This is a genomic window from Aeribacillus sp. FSL K6-2848, assembly GCF_038004325.1.
Lineage (GTDB): Bacteria > Bacillota > Bacilli > Bacillales > Aeribacillaceae > Aeribacillus > Aeribacillus composti.
Genome location: NZ_JBBOQQ010000001.1, coordinates 495,204 through 515,601, shown reverse-complemented (window position 1 = coordinate 515,601; position 20,398 = coordinate 495,204). Strand labels below are relative to the sequence as shown.

Sequence of the window (20,398 nt, the reverse complement as noted above, 5' to 3'; positions counted from 1 at the left end):
GCAGAAGGAGGAATTTTGTATGAACGTTATGATTATTGGATGTGGCAATTTGCTGCGAAGTGATGATGGGGCGGGACCCATGTTGATCCGCAAATTGTGGGAACATGGGGTCCCACCGGGAGTCCGTTTGGCTGATGGCGGAACTGCTGGCATGGATGTAGCTTTTCAAATCGGGGATGCAGAGGAACTGATTCTAGTAGATGCCTGTAAATCAGGAGATGAACCGGGCACGATTTTTGAAATTCCAGGTGAAGAGGTGGAAACTCCTCCGCTAAAAGATGTTAATCTTCACGATTTCCGCTGGGATCATGCGATTGCCTTAGGCCGGTGGCTTTTAAAAAGCCGCTTCCCGAAGAAAGTGACCGTTTTCCTGATCGAAGCCGAAAACATATCGTACGGATTTGGATTGTCTCCAACGGTGGACAATGCCTTAGATCGTTTAGCGGATGAACTGCTTCAGCGCTTAGGAGGGAAAAAAAGTGAAGCTTGAACTGACACCAACTGGCTATCTTCATATTCCCGCCGAAGAAACGGTGCGGTTTCCTACAGGAACAGCCATCGTTTTAATACGTGACGAAGAACTGTGGGTGATGCCGGTAAGTCATTTGGGAGCGGGCGGATTACTGTTAAAACTGCGCAATTCTCGTGGAGATCGAAGCATGTTTGTCCAAGAAATTTTGCCCGAAGGTGTGCAGCCGGGAATTCGTGACGCTGTATGGGATGAACGATATGGAGCGCTTCGCATACCACTTTTTTGTTCCTGTGCGATGTCGGAGAAGTAAAAGTATATAAGCCGCTTCATCCCTTGACTTGAATGGTCATGATGAAGAAAAAGTTTTGGACCTGGCCGACAGGACGATAAGATGATATCCATACTAAATGAAACGAGAGTGAGTAATTGCACAAAAATCGTTAGTACGTTAGAACATGCCGATCTTAGTTATTTAGAGGTTTCGTTGTCTTTCCAATTACAGTTTTTAAAAGGGGGAATAACAGTGCTGCAGCCACAGCCAATCGGTGTTTTTCCTGGAGCGGCAGGTTTTTTTCTTCTACCACCTGTTCCAAATGCAGATCAATTCATATCCCTTCTTCTCCGCGGACATTTTCCTGATCGTTGGCCGGAGAACTGGCGTTTTTTCGCTGCGGCGATTGAGGGAAAAAGTGAAGACGAGGTGCTAACATTATTGCCGGAAGGACCGGAAGCTGCTTATAACCGTTTTATTTTAGATCCACAAACATATACATACACTTTAGCCAAAGAAGTGCTCCCAGACGATTTCTCCTTGCTTTTGGATGCAGCGGCGTGGCGCCTGAAACTGTTTGAAACTCCCCCACCGCTTGGCGATGCGTCAGGAGAAATACGGGCGTTTTTATTGGCGACTCAAGCGTACGACGCGTTTCAACAAAAGGATTGGCCGACTGGGCTTTCGCTACTTTCCGAAGCCGCCGCTACAGTAGAAAACGTGTCACCTGTTTTTTCCGCTCGCCTTTACGCGGAATATGCGGCGACAAAACAAATGCTTGGTGATTGCAGGAAGGAGGCAGTAGAAGGATACCGGAAAGCCCTCTCTCTTTTAGAAACGTCTTCCTTTCAGGAAGCAAGGGCTGAACTGTGGTTTCAATTAGGCACAGTACATCAAACTGGCGCCGATGGACGGAAAGGTTCTCTTCTAGAAGCAGTCAGATGTTATCATGAAGCACTAAAAGTATATCGGAAAGACACTTATCCAGAAGAGTATGCTACCGTTCATATGAATCTTGCTTTAGCGTATTTAGCCATTCCGTCTTTAGACCGCAGCGCCTATTTGCGCACAGCAACAGCGATCCAGTCATTAAGAGAGTCTTTACGCATTTTTAAAAAAGATAAACACCCTGAGCTTTGGGCAAGCGCCACGGTCAATCTAGCCAATGCGCTGCAACATGTAAAATCCTCTCATCTTGAAGATAACCTTTGGGAAGCAGTAGCTCTTTATGAAGATGTGCTCGAAGTACGCCGCTCTAAAGACGATCCAATAGCATATGCCCGCGTTTTAGCTAATCAAGGGAATGCGTTGGCACATCTAGGTGCGTTTTCCCGAGCGGTACCTCGGTTGGAAGAGGCCAGTCAATTGTTTCGTAAATATGGAGAGCATGAGGCAGCGAGTGCCATCGAAGACGTATTAGCGGAAATTGCCCTTAAGCGGAAACAAGCAGCAGTCAATGAAAAAATGGAACAGTAAAATGTGCGAAAGAGAGGAAGGATTGCATGAATCCCCACGAACAGCAATACTTTAATCTTTTGTTGGGTATGGCGGTTGACCGCTTTTGTGAACGTATCATCCAGCGCAATGAAGGAGCTCAAAAAGCTCTGGAACGGCTTCGCGCAAATCCTCAAAGTGAGGGAATTTGGCTGAACGAATTTGTGGACGCTTTCTTTCGCGATGCCCTTCTTGATAATCCAGCGGGCTCTTGCCTCATTTTGCAGGCTTTAGCCAATCATCGCGTCAATGATTTTACTAACATTGTTGACCGTAATACGGTTGAAGAAATGCTGCAGGAGATGGCCAAACAAACATTTGCCGCTTTATTATATCGGAAAACCGAAGAAGCTCTGGAGCAAACATTGGCTTTTGGAGGTGAGTGATCATGAAAGTTCAGCAGGAAGAGGATTTTCAAGCTTTGGCTGGACGGGTGGATCGCGTGCTGGACTCGATAAAGGGTCTGCCAGAAGACGCTCGGATGAAAGCAATGGAATTGAAAAAAGCCATTGAAGCCTTTCACGAACATGCTCTTAGAAAACTCGTTCGCACGTTTCGTGAAACGGAGGCGGGAAAAGAATTGCTGCTGAAAGCTGCAGAAGACCCTTCTATTTATGCGATGTTTTTGATGCACGGAATCATTAAACAAGATTTATTTACCCGTACCGCCGCCGCGTTAGAAGAAGTGCGTCCTTATATGCGTTCCCACGGAGGTGGCGTGGAGCTAGTTAAAGTGGAAGGAAATACAGTTTATGTCCGCCTTCAAGGAGCTTGTTCCGGTTGCTCGCTATCCGCTATGACGTTGAAAAATGGGATTGAGGAAGCAATTAAAGCCCGCGTTCCAGAAATTGAACATGTTGTCATGGTCGAAGAGGAAGTGACCTCCGGCTACATGCCATTTCACGCTATGAATGATACTGGAAATTTAGAACAAAACGGATGGGTGCAAGGTCCATCCGCTTCGGAACTGGAAGAAGGGAGTCCTGTTCGCTTTTCGCATGAGAAGCTCGATGTTTTGCTGGTTCGCTTAGAAGGAAAAGTAATGGCATTTCGCAATCAATGCCCTCATATGGGGATGTCTCTTGACGGAGGACTGGTGGACAACTCTATTATTACTTGTCCATGGCACGGCTTCCGTTTTGATTTATCCACCGGGGAATGCATGACGGCACCTCACGTGCAGCTAGAACCATTTCCAGTTCGGGTAGAGGATGAAAAAATATGGATACGATTAAGTTAACCGCATATCCCGAACGGTGGTTAGGGGGACCGGCCCCAGGCGGTCTTGTGCTGCCCCCTGCCCATCCAAACAGGATTCATCTTTATGCACCAAGGGGAGTGTATATAGACGATGATATTGTAGTGGCGGCCGACAGCGGCAACCATCGCGTACTCATTTGGTACAGCTGGCCGGAAAATGATCATGCGCCAGCTGACATCGTTTTAGGTCAGCCTGATTTTGAAACAGAAGGACCAAAGCTGTTTCATCTCCCGACTGGCGTTGCGGTCATTGAAGGAAAGCTATTTGTCGCAGATGCTTGGCACCATCGTCTGCTCATTTGGGAAACATTTCCAAAAATAAATAACCAGCCTCCCGATTATGTCTTGGGACAAGAGGATCTGTCAGGGACATCCCCTAATCGAGGAGGAAAAGTTAGTCCGACTGGATTTTATTGGCCATATAATTTTGCATACATTGATGAATGGTTTTACGTAGCGGATACGGGGAATCGCCGAGTTTTGGGATGGAAAGGTTTACCGGAAGATGGGCGTGTTCCTGATGTCATTCTTGGTCAACCGAATGGTTATGTAAACAGTGAGAATAGGGGAAAAGGCGTAGGAACGGATACGTATCGCTGGCCGCACGCTCTTGCCGGCGACGGAAATACGTTATACGTTGCCGATGCGGGCAATCACCGCATTCTTGGCTATACGCCGCCTCCAGAGACGGACCGCCCAGCTGAGTTAGTTCTCGGTCAACAAGATTTTACTCAGTCATTTGAACTTCCCCATGTACCGCAAGGACCTCGGCGCTTCCGGTTTCCTTACGGAATCGCACAATACGACAATTTGCTAGCGGTGGCTGACACGGCAAACAACCGCATCCTTCTTTTTACTGAGTCGCCGCGAAAAGGAGCGTATCATCCTGCTTCGTATGTTATTGGCCAAGCAGATTTCGAAGGAATGGGAGAAAATCGCTGGAAAGCCGTAACAAGGGATTCACTTTGCTGGCCGTACGGGATTTGGTGTCATCAAAATCGTCTGGCAATTGCTGATTCAGGAAATAACCGCATCATCATTTGGCGCCTTGAATTTACATGATTGTTCTAAAGAATCTCTAACAAAAGTTTCAGTGTTTTAGTGTTCGAATGAACTTCTAGTTTTCTTTACGGACAATAAAATATCTAAATTTTCATATTTATTGCAAATCGGGGGGAGCGATTCATTTATGTGTTTAGCTATTCCAGGCCAAATTGTAGAAATGTTAGATGGTGACCGCCATTATGCTGTGGTGAATGTTTGCGGTGTGCGCCGCAAAATTAACATTGACTTATTAAAAAATGAACATCTCCTTCTTGGAGATTGGGTGCTTATTCATGTGGGATTTGCGATGAGCAAAATCAGTGAAGAACAAGCAAATGAACAATTGAATTTGCTAAGCATGTTAAATGAATCGGATGAAGCGATCGAGGAAGTACAAGGTTACCAATTTGATAACGAAAAAGTTTAAACATGTTAATACACAGCGCTGGAGACTTAAGGCAACAAAAGGCATATGATTGGTCAATCAAAACCCGTTCCGAAAAAGACGATATGCATGCAGGCAGTCGTTGTTGATCTAATTTTAGGAGGTGCAGTTTAATGACGACGATGAAATATGTTGACGAGTTTCGCAATCCGGAATTAATCCGCAAAATATCGGAAGAAATCCACCGTCTCGTCGATCCAGATTATCACTATCGTTTTATGGAGGTTTGCGGAGGACATACCTTTTCGATTTTTCGATTTGGATTGCAGAATCTGCTGCCTGAAAACATTGAGCTTGTCCATGGACCGGGATGCCCTGTCTGTATTCTTCCAATGGGACGGATGGACAATGGACTTTCGATTGCCAAACAGCAGGACGTCATTTTTACCGCATTCGGTGATGTAATGCGCGTTCCCGGGAAACATGGAACGCCTCTCGAACTAAAAGCTAAAGGGGCTGATATACGTATGGTGTACTCCCCTTTAGATGCTTTAAACATAGCGATGAAGAATCCTGACCGGCAAGTTGTGCTGTTCGCGATTGGCTTTGAAACTACCGCCCCATCAACAGCATTGACGCTCATGCGCGCACGTGAATTGGATGTGCCCAATTTCTCTGTATTTTCCAATCACGTCCTAATTATACCGGCAATGCAGGCAATATTGGATTCTCCGGATATGCGCATTGATGGGTTTATCGGACCTGGTCATGTTTCATCTGTAATCGGCGCCCGTCCTTATGAAAGCATCGCAAAAAAATACCAAAAACCGATAATTATCTCCGGTTTTGAACCGCTCGATTTACTGCAATCGATCCTCATGCTTGTAAAACAAATGCGCGAGGGGCGGTTTGAAGTAGAAAATCAATATAGCCGCGTCGTTCCTTACGAGGGAAATATGTCTGCACTTGATGTAATGAAAGAAGTTTTTGAAGTCCGCTCTCTTTTTGAATGGAGGGGACTTGGGGCTATTCAGCAGTCTGCGCTCAAATTGCGGCCTGAATTCGCCAAGTGGGATGCGGAAGTTCGTTTCCAAGTCGAGGGAGCTCGTGTGAGTGATCCGCAAATGGCGCCTTGCGGACAAGTATTAAAAGGTATATTGAAACCGCATCAATGTCAGCTGTTTGGCAAAGAATGCACTCCGGAACATCCGGTGGGAGCTCTTATGGTGTCGTCAGAAGGGGCATGCGCCGCCTATTATCATTACGTTCATTTGCAAGAAGCAGTGGGTGAATAAAAAGGAGGAAATTATATAGATTGGTTTTCCCTGTTAGGTGAAATACAATGCGTTTCGATTTCGGGCAGTGGCAGGGTTCATCAGCTTACTTTCAGACGTTATATGATTTGGGAGACGCTCACTGAACTTCTTAATTAATCGTTGCATCAGGAAGAAAGGAAGGAACAAGCATGAAGACAGCCAAAGTGAATTTTACTGATTCTTATATCGAATTGGCACATGGCGCTGGCGGGAAAGCTAGCAGAAGACTGATCGAAGGACTGTTGGTTCCCTATATGATGGGAGACAAGCCAGCAGAATTAAATGATGCGGCATATGTTGAGGCAAATGGGAGCCGATTGGCGTTTACTGCTGACAGCTTTGTTGTCAATCCACTCGTCTTCCCAGGGGGATCCATCGGCGAACTTGCCGTCAACGGGACAATAAACGACTTGGCGATGGGGGGAGCAAAGCCGTTGGCTTTGGTGACAACACTTATTATCGAAGCGGGATTGGCAACGTCGGAGTTGGAACGGGAAGTGGCGGCTATCGCCAAGGCAGCTCAACGTGCCGGAGTGCCTGTGGTCGGGGGAGATACGAAAGTAGTGGAGCACGGAAAAGCGGACGGTCTGTACATCACGACAGCCGGTATCGGCCTTACCGATCCGCGCGTTTCTCTTTCGTCCAGAAACGTTCAACCGGGTGATCATGTCATTTTGTCTGGTGCAATTGGTGATCATGGGATTACCGTTCTATTGGCTAGAGGGGAGTTGGATTTAGAAGCTGATCTTACTTCCGATACTCGGGCGGTTTGGCCGTTCGTATCGGCACTTATTGAGGCGGCGGCGCCGGGGCTTAGATGGCTGCGCGATCCAACCCGAGGCGGCGTAGCTACGGCATTAAAAGAATTGGCAAGAGACGCTCAAGTAGCTGTTATACTCGATGAAGAGGCGATTCCAGTTCGCCCGGCAGTGCGCGGTGCCTGCGAAATTTTAGGATTGGATCCCCTTCATATTGCCAATGAAGGGCAGTTTCTTGCCGTCATTTCGCCTGAATACGCCGATATCGCATTAAAAACACTAAGAAGCATGCCGGGCGGGGAGAATGCGAAGCGCATTGGTGAAATACAAGCAGAGCCAAAAAAAGCAGTTTTAGCACGTTCTCAATATGGAGGTACACGCTTGATCGATATGCTGATTGGCGATCCGTTGCCTCGCATCTGTTAATCAATCATGAAAATGCTTAATAATAAATCATCTCTTTGGAGGATGAGAAATGATGCTGGAGCTTTATGGTGCGAAAGGATGTCCTTACACGAAGGAATTGCGGGAAAGTTTATTATGGGACGGAAAAGAATTTGTCGAGTATGATGTCGAAGAAGACAAAGCGGCATTAAAGCAGCTTGTTGTTTTGACGGGAGGAGGTACTGTTCCAGTATTAGTAGAAGACGGGCAGGTCATTCAAATAGGAGTTTCCGGCCGCGGATGCATGGTTGCATTGCCGTCCGCAAAGGAGGAGAAGCCGTTATCTTAAACGGGCGCCCCCTCTTCTCTTTAGGGAAGATACGTGCAAAATAAACGGATACATCTCTAGGAAAGTGGAATATGTCGGCATGAAAGGTTCTGTTATGTATACGCCTTCAGTTCAGAATGCGAGAACAAAGCTAAATGCCAGCGCATCAAGTTCAACGGACAATGTTTTCTTATTCAAAGTTCGGACGGTCCACTAAGCTCTATTTATCTGTTTGAAAGCTCCAAAATCTCCCGTTTTATAACGAAAGCAGGTGATTCATCATGAAAATAGCGCAGCGTATTCTAATATATGGTGTTGTGCAAGGGGTCGGTTTTCGTCCTTTTGTCTTTCGTAAAGCAAAGCGGTGGAAGCTCAGCGGATGGGTGCGCAATGGAGAAAGCGGCGTGGAGATTCATGTGGAAGGGGACGCAGATGCCATTCAACAATTTGTTCAAGACATTACAGATCGATACCCTTCCTCAGCTAAAATAACCAATTTGGAAATTAAAGATGCGCCTTTACAAGAAGCAGCTGATTTCGAAATTTTGGCCAGCACGCTCCATAATCGGCCGACAGTGCAAATTCCTGCTGATCTTGCGGTTTGTCCGAAATGCTTGTCAGAATTGTTTGATCCAGCTAACCGCCGATTCCTTTATCCATACATCAATTGCACGGATTGCGGTCCACGATATACGGTCATTGAGCGGCTGCCGTATGACCGGCCTTATACGACAATGCATATGTGGTCTATGTGTCCGGCTTGTTCAGCGGAATATTATGATCCGGCGGATCGACGGTTTCATGCGCAGCCAACTGCTTGCCCCGATTGCGGTCCTCATTATCATGTGCAGGGACAGGATGGAGAAATACATGGTGATGAAAAAGCGATCAAAAAAACGGCCGAGCTCCTTCGTTCTGGGCGCATCGTTGCGATCAAGGGGCTTGGCGGCTATCTTTTGGCGTGTGATGCTGAAAACGAAGAAGCGGTATGGGAGCTTAGAAGGCGGAAACGACGCGGGGAAAAGCCGTTTGCCTTAATGGTAAAAGATCTCGAGACAGCAAGGGCGTTTATCGATATATGTGCGGAAGAAGAAAATCTCCTTACATCTTCCGCCCGACCCATCGTGTTGGCACGGGCTCGCCGATTGCTGCCGGGAGTAGCTCCTGATAATTCCGATTTAGGAGTAATGCTTCCATACACCCCTCTCCATCATTTGCTGTTTCATTTCGACGCACCAGAAGTGCTTGTAATGACAAGTGCTAACCGTTCCAGTGAACCGATCATCTATGATGATGAAGAAGCGATCAAGGCACTTGAAGGCATCGCGGACGCATGGCTTATTGGGGAGCGCCCTATTGCCCGCCGCGTCGATGATTCCGTCGTTCGCGTCAGCCCATTTGGCCCTACTGTACTTCGGCGGGCGCGGGGGTATGCGCCGCTTCCTGCTGCCCAATTGCCCAGTGATCGGCCTGTTCTTGCGGTTGGAGCTGACCTAAAAAATACCATTACATTAGTGGTCAACGGACAGGCGATCATGAGCCAACATTTAGGAGATTTAATGAAATACGAAGCATATATGTCATTTGAGCAAACGGTCCATGATCTTTTGTCGATGTATGATGTTCGATTGCAAGAAACGATTGTGGCGTACGATCTTCATCCCGACTACCAATCTACCGCCTTTGCCCACAATCTAGAAGCTTATCAACATATTGGCATCCAGCACCACCGCGCTCATGTGGCGTCCGTGCTGGCGGAGCGAAATGCATTGGACAAACGGGTGATCGGAGTGACGTTTGATGGAACAGGTTTTGGCGACGATGGAGCGATCTGGGGCGGCGAGCTGTTTGTCGGAAGCGCTGCGGAAGGTCTAAAACGGCGCGGACATCTTCGTTACGCCATGCTTCCTGGCGGAGATGCGGCGGCACGCATGCCGCTTCAAGCGCTGGCTGGTTTCTTTGTGGATGATCCGAAATGGGCAATAAATGTCGGCAAGCAGCTTTCGTTTCCTGAACGATTTTTCACGGCAGTGAAGATGGTAGAGAAACAATTGCGCACCTTTCCAACAACGTCCGTCGGCCGTTTGTTTGATGCAGCAGCGGCCCTTTTAGGATTTACCGGTCCTATCTCTTTTGAAGGACAGGCAGCCATTTGGCTGGAGCATTTAGCACGTACAGCTCCATTAGAGAAGGTATATTCTTTCCCGTGGAATGGAAAAGAGCTAGACTACCGTCCTTTTTTAAAGGAAATGGCAGAAGACCGTCTAAAAGGAAAAGATGCAGCGGTGATTGCTCGCGCATTTCATCGAAGCGTCGCAGAAGGCATATTTAGAAGTGTTCGTTCTTTAGGAGCAGCCTATGAAATTGACACTGTTGTGTTGTCCGGCGGCGTATTTCAAAATTCGCTTTTGTTAGCTGATTTGAAAGAGTTATTTTTTGAAAGCGATATGCATATCTGGGTCGGTGAAGAAGTTCCGCCTAACGACGGCGGCATTAGTCTCGGGCAGGCAGCGCTTGCAGCTGCAGCGCATTCGAATTTATGAGTCGTTATTGCTTCAAAAGCTGTAAATATTGGTCTATCACTTGCTATGTTTTAATTGTTCTACATTCATTTTTCCATTCAATGTATTGTAGACCGCTGACTCGAATTCGAGGAAGCCCAAGTATGACCCCACATCAATTTATGTTTCATTCTTCGCATCGTCTATTAAAAATTTTTTACAAGACATCTTTCGGCGACTGCACTTAAATAAGGAAAATTCCTTTTCCGTCCAATTTGTAAAAATGAATAAAAAAGCAGATTCATCAAGGTCTGCTATGCCAAAAATGTGCAGGAAAGCTGTCCAGGCTGCTGCCCTAAACGGATGAATCTGCTTCTTATCTATTTGTCTTCCTTTTGCATTAGAACCGTTTAAACACCCATCGAAATATACTTAACTTCTAAATATTCGTCTATTCCATGGTGTCCCCCTTCTCGGCCTATTCCGCTCTCTTTCACGCCTCCAAATGGCGCTTGGGCGACAGCAGAAATCGAATCGTTCAAACCGACGATGCCAAATTCCAATGCTTCCGAAACTCTAACGGACCGAGAACAGACTCAATAGAAGGTCTTCCGTTATCCGGGCAATACAAATCCTTAACCTTTTCAGTGATATATGTATTGATCTATTTTTCGTAAAAGGTGATCTTCCGGTACAAGTTCCTCAATACAACAAATTTATATTCATTTTGACTCTCTTTATTTGTAGTTCACATGGTTATTATCCTCCTAACTAATATTATAATAAATTAACACGGTAAACTGATAAAGATTATAAATAAAAATAATGGCTGTCGAAGTTTCTCGACAGCCTGAGGATAAGGAATTTTCTCCCTTGTCCTTTTCCTCTTCGAGCAGTGCCAGACATCACTTATACTGCTTGTTTTTGGATGTCAGCTCTAGGTTTTTCTCGTTTGACAAGTAACATAAAGAAAGCAAACACAAGTAAGCCGCTTAAGAAATACAACCCGGCACTTGTTCCTCCCGTCAAATCTTTCAATGCTCCTACTGCATATGGACCGATAAAACCGCCAAGATTGCCAATCGAATTTACTACAGCTATCCCAACAGCTGCTTTTGCTGGATTAAGCATTGTTGTAGGCAGCGCCCAAAAAGGACCTTTATAACAATACATGCCTGTAAGTGATAAAGTGATGAATAACATGCCCAATACAGGTTGGAGTGTTACTCCAGCGCCTATCAATGTTATTGCCCCTACCAAGAGCGGCAAGGCAGCATGAAGCCATCTTTCTCCTTTGCGGTCAGAGCGGGCTGACCACCAGTTCATGGCAATAGTAGCAACAATATAAGGAATGGTAGCAATTAGACCAATTTGTGTATTAGATAAAGACGCTGACATTCCATCAATAATTTGCGGCATCCAGTAACTGACACCAAGAGTACCGGCAATATAAACAAAATAAATAATGGCAAAGTACCACACTTTTGCATCACGAAGAGCTTCTATATGTCCGCTATGCTTTGCAGAACCTTTTTGCCATCTGCTTCTTTTACTCTTTCCTTTTCCAATTCAGCAATTAGCCAATTCTTTTCTTCTTCGGTGAGCCATTTTGCATCCTCTGGTTTATCCGCTAAATAAAATAGGGTCACGATCCCAAAAATCACAGCCGGAGCACCTTCAATTAAAAACATCCAGCGCCAGCCTTCAACATTGAACCAATGAATGTTGTCCATAATCCATGTCGAAAGTGGAGCACCGATAATATATGATACAGGAATCGCACTCATTAACATGGCAATGGTTTTTGCGTGATCTTTTGCCCGAAACCAATATGTTAAGTACAAAACAATTCCCGGGAAAAAGCCAGCTTCTGCAACACCGAGCAAAAATCTAATAATGTAAAGATGACTTGCTTCCTGTACAAACCCAGTCGCCATCGATATAATTCCCCATGTAATGAGGATTCGCGCAATCCAGACACGGGCGCCAAACTTCTCCATCAAAATATTACTTGGTACTTCAAAAAGAAAATAGCCGATAAAGAATATACCAGTTGCCAGACCGAAAACCTGGCTGGTCAAACCAAGGGCATCATTCATCTCCAAAGCGGCATAACCAATGTTAGCCCGGTCCAAATACGAAATAATATAAAGGAAAAATACAAATGGAATAATCCTCCTTGTTACTTTTCGCACTGTTTGCTTTTCCAAAGACACTGCGTCATTCATCATACCCACTCCCCCTAAATTTAAAATGAATATAGAAAAAACTGTATAGATTGAATGAAGTAAATGTTCCGAAAATTATTGAAACGAAATTACTTCGCTTTATTTACAATTAGGAATCAACACATCTTAAATTTCACAGGCTGAAGGCCAAAAATCTTATAAAAATGTAAGTGTTTACATTTTCAGGCTAATATAAAGGTTCCCCATCTTGTGTTGGATCCTAATGTAAATAACATGTTCTAATAATTTGTTATTTGTAATACAAATTAGTAATACAAATTTCACTGTATATCTTGTGTTTTTTATTTTTTTTGATTATTATAATCATAAAATAGTGTGTTGTAAATTAAAAATTCAAAAAAATTACTGAAAAATTATTATAAATTTGTTATATAAATTAATAAATTTGTTATACAATTTTCGTCCATTCCTATTTTAGAACTACGAAAGGAGAGGGAGTCATGGCCAAAAAAGAAAAAGTTTCGCAAATGATATCTCGTGAATTATTGAAACAAATTGAAATCGGAAAATTTCCACCAGGCTCTAAGCTGCCGACAGAAATGGAGTTGGCTGCTCAATTCGGTGTAAGTAGAGTACCTATTCGCGAGGCTTTAAGTATGCTGCGTGCAGCAGGTGTCATTTCCTCGCGTCAAGGCGGCGGGAGTTATGTAGAAGAATCAACAAATTCATCATTATTACAGCGTATTCGAATTGAGAGCGATGATGTGGACAGCATTAAATATTTATTTGAAATGAGAAAAATTTTGGAGCCGGAAGCAGCATATTTAGCAGCACTCCGACGTACACCTGAACAGCTAGAGCAAATGAAACGAATTTTAAAAACAATGGAAAATGAATCTTTAGAAGAAGGAGACATTTCAACAGAGGCCGATATCGAATTCCATCGTTCGATTATTTTGGCTACACATAATCCAGTTTTAATTCAAACACTTGAAAATCTATCCTCTCTTTATGAAAAAACATTAAAGATTACGTTGCGACCTAACGTGGAGTTAAAACAAAAACGAAAAGCTGTATATCAAGAACATTACAATATTTTACAAGCAATCGAAGCAGAAGAACCGGACCTCGCCAAAATCCAATGTCTCATCCATTTAAAAAATGCTGAGAAAAAATTAAGTCTGCTTTTAAGAGATTATACGATATAGAAAATTGGAAAGTGAGAGATTCATATGAAGGTAGTTACACCGAGTCATATTGAAGAGATTAAATCAATAGTTAAAACCGGTAAAGTACTCATTGATGAGAGCGACCGTTTCAGCTATTCATTTGACGGCTCTTTCGGAACATTTCTGCCGGATGTGGTCATTCAAACAAAGAGCGTGGAAGAATTAGCATCCCTTGTGAAGCTTGCCAATCGCGAGAAGATCCCAGTTTATCCTCGCGGTCAGGCCACATCATTAAGCGGCGGCCCGCTGCCTGTCAAAGGCGGTATGGTATTGGATTTATCGGTATTAGATGATGTACTTGAAATTCATGAAGAAGACTTAATCGCCGTTGTATCCCCGGGAGTATTAACAGCGGATATTCACAAAGCAGCCGAGAAAAAAGGATTAATGTATCCTCCAGATCCAAGCAGTTCACATGTGTCTACTATTGGCGGAAATTTAGCTGAGAACTCTGGAGGTCCAAGAGGATTAAAATACGGAGTAACGAAAGATTATGTGATTGGTTTGGAGGTTATCACTCCTGAGGGTGAAATCATTCATACTGGCGGACGCACTGTAAAAAATGTAACCGGTTATGATTTAACAAAACTCATTGTCGGATCAGAAGGAACCTTAGGCATCATTACAAAAGCAATTTTGCGCCTTCTTCCAAAGCCGCCCGCTTCCGAAACCATTATGGCGGTATTTGACAGCCTTGTTGATGCGGGAAGCGCCATTTCAAAAATTTTATCGTCAGGTATTTTGCCTGCCAAAATGGAGTTAATGGATCAAGCTTCGATTGTGGCGGTCGAAAATTACGAGCCTTTAGGCCTGCCTGTAGATGCAGAAGCGATTATTCTCATTGAGCTCGACGGCCATCCTTTAGCTTTAAAGGATGAGATCAAACAAGCAGCGGAACTATGTTATCTTGTCGGAGCAAGAGCTGTTCGCATTCCAAAAAATGAAGCGGAAAAAGCGGAGATCTGGAAAGCTCGAAAGCTGGTATCTCCGGCTATCGTACGTATAAAACCGACCAAAATTTCAGAAGATACCACCGTACCACGAAGCAAAATACCTCAAATGTGCGCAAGATTGCAGGAAATTCGAGATAAATATAATATTCACCTCGTCGTATTCGGTCACGCAGGTGATGGCAACCTGCATCCAAACATTATTTGCGACAAAAACGACAAAGAAGAAATGCGCCGCGTAGAACAAGCTGTCGCTGAAATTTTCACAGCAGCAGTTGAACTTGGCGGAACGCTTTCAGGCGAACACGGCATCGGAACTATGAAGGCTCCTTTTATGGAAATGGAATTAGGACCAGTCGGTCTGGATATGATGAAGCGGATTAAAAAAGTTTGGGATCCAAATAACATCATGAATCCAGGAAAAATTTTCCCCGAAAAGGGGCAGAAATTGGAGTTGAGTTAACATGAAAGAATCTCTTGAAGAACTAAGGGAAGAATTTCAATATAATAAAACGAACAGCTGTGTACAGTGCGGTTATTGTCTGCCCGTCTGCCCGACATATGTAACTACGCGAATAGAAACACATTCACCGCGCGGACGTATTAATTTAGTCAAAATGGTTGGCGAAGGAAAAATCACGGATCTATCAGTGCTTGAAGAGCCGTTGGATTTATGCCTTGGATGCCGGGCTTGTGAAACGGCTTGTCCGACTGGAGTGGAATATGGTTCCATCCTTGAATCAGCAAGGGCTGCACTTGTGAAACGCAAGAAATTTAAAGCTCCTGTTCGTCTGCTGAGAAAGACAATGTTTCAGAACGTATTCCCTAGTAAAACAGCCATGAATGTGATCGGCAATACGTTTTGGCTTTATGAGAAAAGCGGATTGCAAAAAGCGATGCGCAAAACTGGTATTATGAAAAAGCTGCCTTATCATTTAGGTGAATTCGAAGCGACAATGTCTCAGGCAGTTTCACCAGCAGAGCGTAAACAAGCTCCTTCCAAAGCGAAAGCAAAAGGTGAAAAAAAATATACAGTTGCATTTTTCACCGGATGTATCATGGATGCTATGTTCCATCGCATCAACCGGTTGTCTGTACAGCTGCTTGCAGAAGCGGGTTGTGATGTCATTGTCATCCCTAATCAGACATGCTGCGGCGCACTGCATGCGCACTCTGGTGAAATAGAGGAAGCCAAGCGTCTCGCAAAACAAAACATCGCCGCATTTGAACAAGAGAACGTTGATTTTATTGTGAATAATGCCGGAGGATGCGGAGCTATGCTGCATGAATATGACCACCTGCTCGCAGATGATCCAGAATGGGCTGATAGAGCGGCTGCGTTCACTGCAAAATCAAGAGATATCAGCCAAGTGCTAGTCGCTTGCGGCGGACTGCCTAATCTTCGGTCAAATCCGGAAGAACGAGTCACATATCAGCCTTCGTGTCATATGACCAATGTTCAAAAAGTGACTGAGGAGCCTTTAAACCTTCTAAAAAGTATTTCAGGAATTAATTTTGTTGAGATGGAGCAAGCAAACATGTGCTGCGGTTCAGCAGGAATCTATAATATTATTAACTATGATGCCTCAATGGACATCCTTGATGAGAAAATGAAGCATACGAAAGCGACCGGAGCATCAGTCGTGATTACGACCAACCCAGGATGTCTCATACAGATGAAGCTTGGTATCGAACGCGAAAAACTGTCTGATTCTGTGCGGGCATTGCATCTAGTCGAATATTTGGCCGAAGCTGCCGGAATTTCATAAATTTTGCTTACACTTATGATGGATACGTGTTTATTGTACATTTGATGGAAGCATTAAAAATGACATTCCGCACCTGAAAGGAAAACTTCCATCTTTTTTTCAGGTGCGTTTTTTAAAAGTTTTCACTTATCATTTAATTCCTTTTTAATCAACTTCTTCCACCTTCATTCTTTTTTCGATAATTTCCATCGATCATCTATTTTGCCTGCTCCGACACACGGATGGAAAGGAAAGATTATAGCCAGCCTCAAGTTCAAATAACCCTTTTGATTGTTAGCCGATGTAATCAAGTCAGCCGGAAAAGAATTCGATCCGCTAATACAATCGGATTTTCTTCACGCTGAAAATCTCCAAAATGTGTCCAGTTACATTGAATTGGACGATGTTTCAGAGCAACGTTTTTCGTATTTCCATTGAGAATCTGTCTGTAAAAATAAGAAAATGAAGCTTTATATGACGTTTTATTAATGTTTCTGTTTATTCATATAGGTTTGTAAATTCCGCATATCCGAGAACAGCCAAGTACGATTAATTCGAAGTCATAAACACCTTGATATTGCCATTCTCAGCCAAAGAATCCCTAGTTTGGTAACAAACTAAACCGGACCAATTTTTATTTCTCGAAATATTTAAAAAAGATCAAAAAAAAAAAAAAAAAAAAAAAAAAAAAAAAAAAAAAAAAAAAAAAAAAAAAAAAAAAAAAAAAAAAAAAAAAAAAAAAAAAAAACTTAGACGGAATAAATAACACCAACATTAAATTTAGGTTATAATAGACCTGAATTTTATTTAAGTTGGTGATTATTTATGCGTACCAAAAATAGATTAAATCCAATCGAATCAAAATACTTTAGACCCGAGATAACTAATTGTCCAGAATGTGGTAATAAATTAGTATACTGTCACCCTGTTTGGAGAAAAACAATTTCTACCCTAAAAGGTGAATTTAAAATCATAAATCTAGGATACCGATGTGAGAATAACTCCTGTTCTAATGACACCGTATATCGTTCAGCTGAAGCCGAACAATTAAGTATGAAGCACATTACTTATGGAATGGATGTCATCGCATATATCGGATATTTACGGTTTAAAGAACATAAGACTCGATCTGAGATAGCTACTATATTATCGGAAAAAGAAGTGAAAATTTCTGAGAGGCAAGTACAGAAACTTTATGAAAGATATGCGTTATTACTGCGGGCAAGCGTTAAAGAAAATATGAAAGAGACATTAGAAAATATTGTGAAAGAACATGGAGGACTTGTCTTATCTATTGATGGTGTCCAACCCGAAAAAGGTAACGAAACATTGTATGTCATCCGTGAAGTTCTTAGTGGTACTATTTTAGCTGCACATAATTTAAAAAGCAGTGCTTCTCAAGAACTGATAGGTATTATTCAACCCATTTTAGACTGGGGTTATCCAATCCAAGGTTTTATCAGTGATGGGCAACAATCCATTCGTTTAGCAATTGAACAAATAGCTCCAGATATTCCGTATCAATATTGTCAGTTTCATTACTTTAAAGACATAGCCAAACCATTAGTTGAAAAAGATAGAAAACTAAAAACGAATATCAAAAAGAAGCTAAGGGGAATAAGGGAAGTTGAAAGAAAAATTGAAAATTCTCCATCTAAAAACATAGAAGAAGAGGTAGCAAGTGACTATATTGCGGCTATTCGATCCGTTCTTCTAGAAGATGGTAAGCCACCATTCGAATTACCAGGCACTTGTGTTTTTGAACGAACGAATGCGATTAAAGATTCGATTGAAAAATGCCTGGATAAAAAAGGGGACTCCTCTACTTGAAAAGTTGTTCAGAATAGTCAGAAATGTGGATAACTATAAGGAAGATTATCAACTCGTAAAACGTTGGGATACACGATTTAAAAGGATTGCCACCATTATGGAACCTTCTGAGAATAAAACAAGTTTTTGGGTCGAAAACAGATTGAAGCAATATTTAAACCAAATGGAAAAAGAGCTCAATCGGAAAGAAGATCAACCGTTTGTAGAGAACCTATTAAAGTATAGTAAAGGATTTTGGAAAGGACTTTTCACCTTTTATGATTATCCACTTATACCGAGAACGAATAATGATTTAGAACTCTTTTTTAGAAGAATAAAGCAAAAACACCGAAGAATCACTGGTAGTCGGACTTGGAATCGATATATTATCCGACACGGTGAAAACATTGTATTTGTAGAAAATGTCTCTAATGAACAGGAAGGGCTACAAATGATAAAAAATGTTAATTATTCAGCATATAAAACTGAAGCGAATAAATGGGAACAACGTATTGGCGAGCATATAAAACAAAGAAGATTCAAAAAAGAACCAAATGAATATTTAAACACTATTGAAGAGAAATGGAAAAGGCACAACTAATTTATTGTGTTGGTTGTGCCGTCTAAGAAAAAAAAAAAACATTTATTGATTTTTAATAAACTCAACTTTCGCAGCTCAATTTTGGTAAATAAGCCTTGATATAATTAGGCAAAACTACAATCCATTTACGTAATTGACTTTCGATGAATTTTTTAATCTTTTGATTTACATTTTGAAGTGCATCTTCAAGAATTTCAATGAGTAGTTGAAGTGCAAAGGCCCAATCTAATTCATCGATTTCATCACAAAGTTCATAAAAAATGCCGCCTAATGTTCGATAATCTGTACTTACTCGGTTTTGCCAAGACAAAACAATGTACCTTGTAAACACAATAGTGGTATGGCTGATCATGGAATCATAAGATCTTCCTTGGAACTCTTTTTGGAGTTTCAATAAGGATTTGACTGTTTTGAAGAATACTTCAATATCCCAACGTATCCCATAAATACGAATGATTTCTTGATCCGATAAAGTACAGTCTGTACTCAAAATAGCTAGCCACTGTCTCTTTTTATTACGATTACGGACAAATACCACTTTAACAGGTACGCCATTTGCCATCGTTGTGTGAATAGAGCGCAAAATACCCTTTTGATGTTGTGATGGTTTAGCTGTTTGGTATAGTTTTTTTAGGCTCACCCATTCACCGTTCACTTGATATCTTTGTTTTGTATCCTTCACCATTCCAATAACATCCAACCCTTGATCCACAATGGACTTGATCAAAGGCTGTTGGGTAAACCATGTATCCATTAAAACGTATGAGGCATCGATTCCTTGAGAAAGTGCCCGTTTAATCATATTGGGAATAACTTCCGGCGCTTTTTGTAAAGCTTCGACACGCCGCTTATAACCGGATGTACGCTTATCGATTCGGTTATCAATCCCATTGATTTGGGAATTCGTAGAGCTTAATAAAGCAAAATCAATAGGCAAAAATGTAGCACCATCTGACCAGCCGAGTGTAAGCATACGAAATCCTTTGTAATAACGCATTTTTTGAGAAGAATGATCGAAACAGCGAGCAAGCAGTTCAACCTTTTTACTGCGATTTCGTTCATAAGATGAGTCGTCCACGATCAGCACTTTCGGACGGTCGTGTCTCGTTAAACTACTTACCTTCATAATGGTGAAAGTACTCAAAACAAGTAAAAACCTGCGCCAATTGTATTGAGGGTTATTTAAGAAGCGATAAATAGCGTTTTTTTCCGGCAAATCTTTAGCTTTTTTACTTTGAAGAAGTCGAAACAAATTTTTGCCTTCAAAAACTAAACTAAAAACTAGTTGGAATAAATAGGCGCAGGAATAACCGAAACCCTTGTTAATTCCCACTTTCCTTAAATATTTTAAGATTTCAAGTTCATCAAATATAGCTTTTACTTCTTTTGGTAGTTGATTGTTCAGTCTGTTATTCGTTATCATAATAAGAGACACCTCACCTGCTTTTGGTAATGTTTTTTCTGGACAATTAAACTATACCAAAAGTTGAGGTGTTTTTTTTTTTTTGCAAATTTTTATGTCAAGAAGTATTCGAAACAACCAACAAACCCATTAACCGTAAGGCTTAGAAATCCAATTTACTGTGAGAAAGTTGAGTTTTAAAGTAATTTGCTATATTTTTGTCAAACCTCTTGTTGTGGTAGCGTCAAAGATTCGTT

General features: G+C 42.4%; 19 protein-coding genes and 2 pseudogenes. 16 read left to right on the top strand and 5 right to left on the bottom strand.

Annotated elements, in window-relative coordinates:
- Nucleotides 1-19: 19 nt before the first annotated feature.
- From NSS70_RS02625 to hypF, 11 genes are all read left to right on the top strand, one after another.
- Nucleotides 20-490 (top strand): hydrogenase maturation protease, encoded by a 471-nt coding sequence (locus tag NSS70_RS02625; RefSeq protein ID WP_165381899.1) that lies wholly within the window; start codon nucleotides 20-22, stop codon nucleotides 488-490.
- Nucleotides 480-782, top strand: a complete 303-nt coding sequence (locus NSS70_RS02620; protein ID WP_130156516.1) for a hydrogenase maturation protease — start codon at nucleotides 480-482, stop codon at nucleotides 780-782. The genes NSS70_RS02625 and NSS70_RS02620 overlap by 11 nt, the downstream gene beginning before the upstream one ends.
- An 81-nt stretch (nucleotides 783-863) precedes the next feature.
- A complete protein-coding gene (locus NSS70_RS02615) occupies nucleotides 864-2,219 on the top strand; it encodes a tetratricopeptide repeat protein (RefSeq protein WP_339210908.1) in 1,356 nt (451 codons plus the stop codon).
- Between the two features lie 26 nt (nucleotides 2,220-2,245).
- Nucleotides 2,246-2,623, top strand: a complete 378-nt coding sequence (locus NSS70_RS02610) for a hypothetical protein (protein ID WP_063387614.1) — start codon at nucleotides 2,246-2,248, stop codon at nucleotides 2,621-2,623.
- A 2-nt stretch (nucleotides 2,624-2,625) separates the two neighbouring features.
- Nucleotides 2,626-3,477: a NifU family protein gene (locus NSS70_RS02605; RefSeq protein ID WP_063387615.1), complete on the top strand. Its 852-nt coding sequence runs from the start codon at nucleotides 2,626-2,628 to the stop codon at nucleotides 3,475-3,477.
- The gene (locus NSS70_RS02600; protein WP_340880881.1) at nucleotides 3,459-4,559 is read left to right on the top strand and encodes an NHL repeat-containing protein; all 1,101 of its coding nucleotides are present in this window, start codon (nucleotides 3,459-3,461) and stop codon (nucleotides 4,557-4,559) included. The genes NSS70_RS02605 and NSS70_RS02600 overlap by 19 nt, the downstream gene beginning before the upstream one ends.
- Before the next feature lie 127 nt (nucleotides 4,560-4,686).
- A complete protein-coding gene (locus NSS70_RS02595) occupies nucleotides 4,687-4,968 on the top strand; it encodes a HypC/HybG/HupF family hydrogenase formation chaperone (RefSeq protein WP_063387617.1) in 282 nt (93 codons plus the stop codon).
- A 131-nt stretch (nucleotides 4,969-5,099) separates the two neighbouring features.
- Nucleotides 5,100-6,221, top strand: a complete 1,122-nt coding sequence (hypD, locus tag NSS70_RS02590) for a hydrogenase formation protein HypD (RefSeq protein ID WP_327856903.1) — start codon at nucleotides 5,100-5,102, stop codon at nucleotides 6,219-6,221.
- Nucleotides 6,222-6,391: 170 nt separating this feature from the next.
- The gene (gene hypE, locus NSS70_RS02585) at nucleotides 6,392-7,426 is read left to right on the top strand and encodes a hydrogenase expression/formation protein HypE (RefSeq protein ID WP_340880880.1); all 1,035 of its coding nucleotides are present in this window, start codon (nucleotides 6,392-6,394) and stop codon (nucleotides 7,424-7,426) included.
- Nucleotides 7,427-7,475: 49 nt separating this feature from the next.
- Nucleotides 7,476-7,733: a Uxx-star family glutaredoxin-like (seleno)protein gene (locus NSS70_RS02580; protein ID WP_242513756.1), complete on the top strand. Its 258-nt coding sequence runs from the start codon at nucleotides 7,476-7,478 to the stop codon at nucleotides 7,731-7,733.
- A gap of 260 nt (nucleotides 7,734-7,993) precedes the next feature.
- Nucleotides 7,994-10,255: a carbamoyltransferase HypF gene (gene hypF, locus NSS70_RS02575; RefSeq protein ID WP_339198549.1), complete on the top strand. Its 2,262-nt coding sequence runs from the start codon at nucleotides 7,994-7,996 to the stop codon at nucleotides 10,253-10,255.
- A gap of 368 nt (nucleotides 10,256-10,623) precedes the next feature.
- Here hypF and NSS70_RS02570 read toward each other — a convergent pair.
- From NSS70_RS02570 to NSS70_RS02555, 4 genes and pseudogenes are all read right to left on the bottom strand, one after another.
- Nucleotides 10,624-10,788, bottom strand: a pseudogene (locus tag NSS70_RS02570) (aldehyde dehydrogenase family protein); the annotation flags it as partial.
- Between the two features lie 11 nt (nucleotides 10,789-10,799).
- A pseudogene (locus NSS70_RS02565) lies at nucleotides 10,800-10,958 on the bottom strand (IS5/IS1182 family transposase); the annotation flags it as partial.
- A gap of 164 nt (nucleotides 10,959-11,122) precedes the next feature.
- The gene (locus tag NSS70_RS02560) at nucleotides 11,123-11,695 is read right to left on the bottom strand and encodes an MFS transporter (RefSeq protein WP_339198546.1); all 573 of its coding nucleotides are present in this window, start codon (nucleotides 11,693-11,695) and stop codon (nucleotides 11,123-11,125) included.
- Nucleotides 11,696-11,715: 20 nt separating this feature from the next.
- Nucleotides 11,716-12,444 carry an MFS transporter gene (locus NSS70_RS02555; protein WP_339198543.1) on the bottom strand — a complete coding sequence of 243 codons (729 nt, stop codon included), beginning with the start codon at nucleotides 12,442-12,444 and terminating at the stop codon, nucleotides 11,716-11,718.
- Between the two features lie 458 nt (nucleotides 12,445-12,902).
- Here NSS70_RS02555 and NSS70_RS02550 point away from each other — a divergent pair, with 458 nt between their 5' ends.
- The 5 genes from NSS70_RS02550 (at nucleotide 12,903) to NSS70_RS02530 (ending at nucleotide 18,739) form a co-directional block, all read left to right on the top strand.
- Complete coding sequence (locus NSS70_RS02550; RefSeq protein ID WP_063387623.1) at nucleotides 12,903-13,610, top strand: FadR/GntR family transcriptional regulator; 708 nt, start codon at nucleotides 12,903-12,905, stop codon at nucleotides 13,608-13,610.
- A 24-nt stretch (nucleotides 13,611-13,634) separates the two neighbouring features.
- Entirely contained in the window at nucleotides 13,635-15,044 is a 1,410-nt protein-coding gene (locus tag NSS70_RS02545; protein WP_339198541.1) for an FAD-binding oxidoreductase, read from the top strand.
- A 1-nt stretch (nucleotide 15,045) separates the two neighbouring features.
- On the top strand, nucleotides 15,046-16,350 hold the full coding sequence (locus NSS70_RS02540; protein WP_066248135.1) for a (Fe-S)-binding protein: 1,305 nt from the start codon (nucleotides 15,046-15,048) through the stop codon (nucleotides 16,348-16,350).
- An 804-nt stretch (nucleotides 16,351-17,154) separates the two neighbouring features.
- Nucleotides 17,155-18,159 carry a transposase gene (locus tag NSS70_RS02535; protein WP_152642860.1) on the top strand — a complete coding sequence of 335 codons (1,005 nt, stop codon included), beginning with the start codon at nucleotides 17,155-17,157 and terminating at the stop codon, nucleotides 18,157-18,159.
- Nucleotides 18,160-18,184: 25 nt separating this feature from the next.
- Nucleotides 18,185-18,739, top strand: coding sequence for a hypothetical protein (locus NSS70_RS02530; RefSeq protein ID WP_157404848.1), 555 nt, complete (start codon nucleotides 18,185-18,187; stop codon nucleotides 18,737-18,739).
- Nucleotides 18,740-18,800: 61 nt separating this feature from the next.
- Here NSS70_RS02530 and NSS70_RS02525 read toward each other — a convergent pair whose 3' ends face one another.
- Nucleotides 18,801-20,162: an IS4 family transposase gene (locus tag NSS70_RS02525; protein ID WP_094245809.1), complete on the bottom strand. Its 1,362-nt coding sequence runs from the start codon at nucleotides 20,160-20,162 to the stop codon at nucleotides 18,801-18,803.
- Between the last annotated feature and the right edge of the window lie 236 nt (nucleotides 20,163-20,398).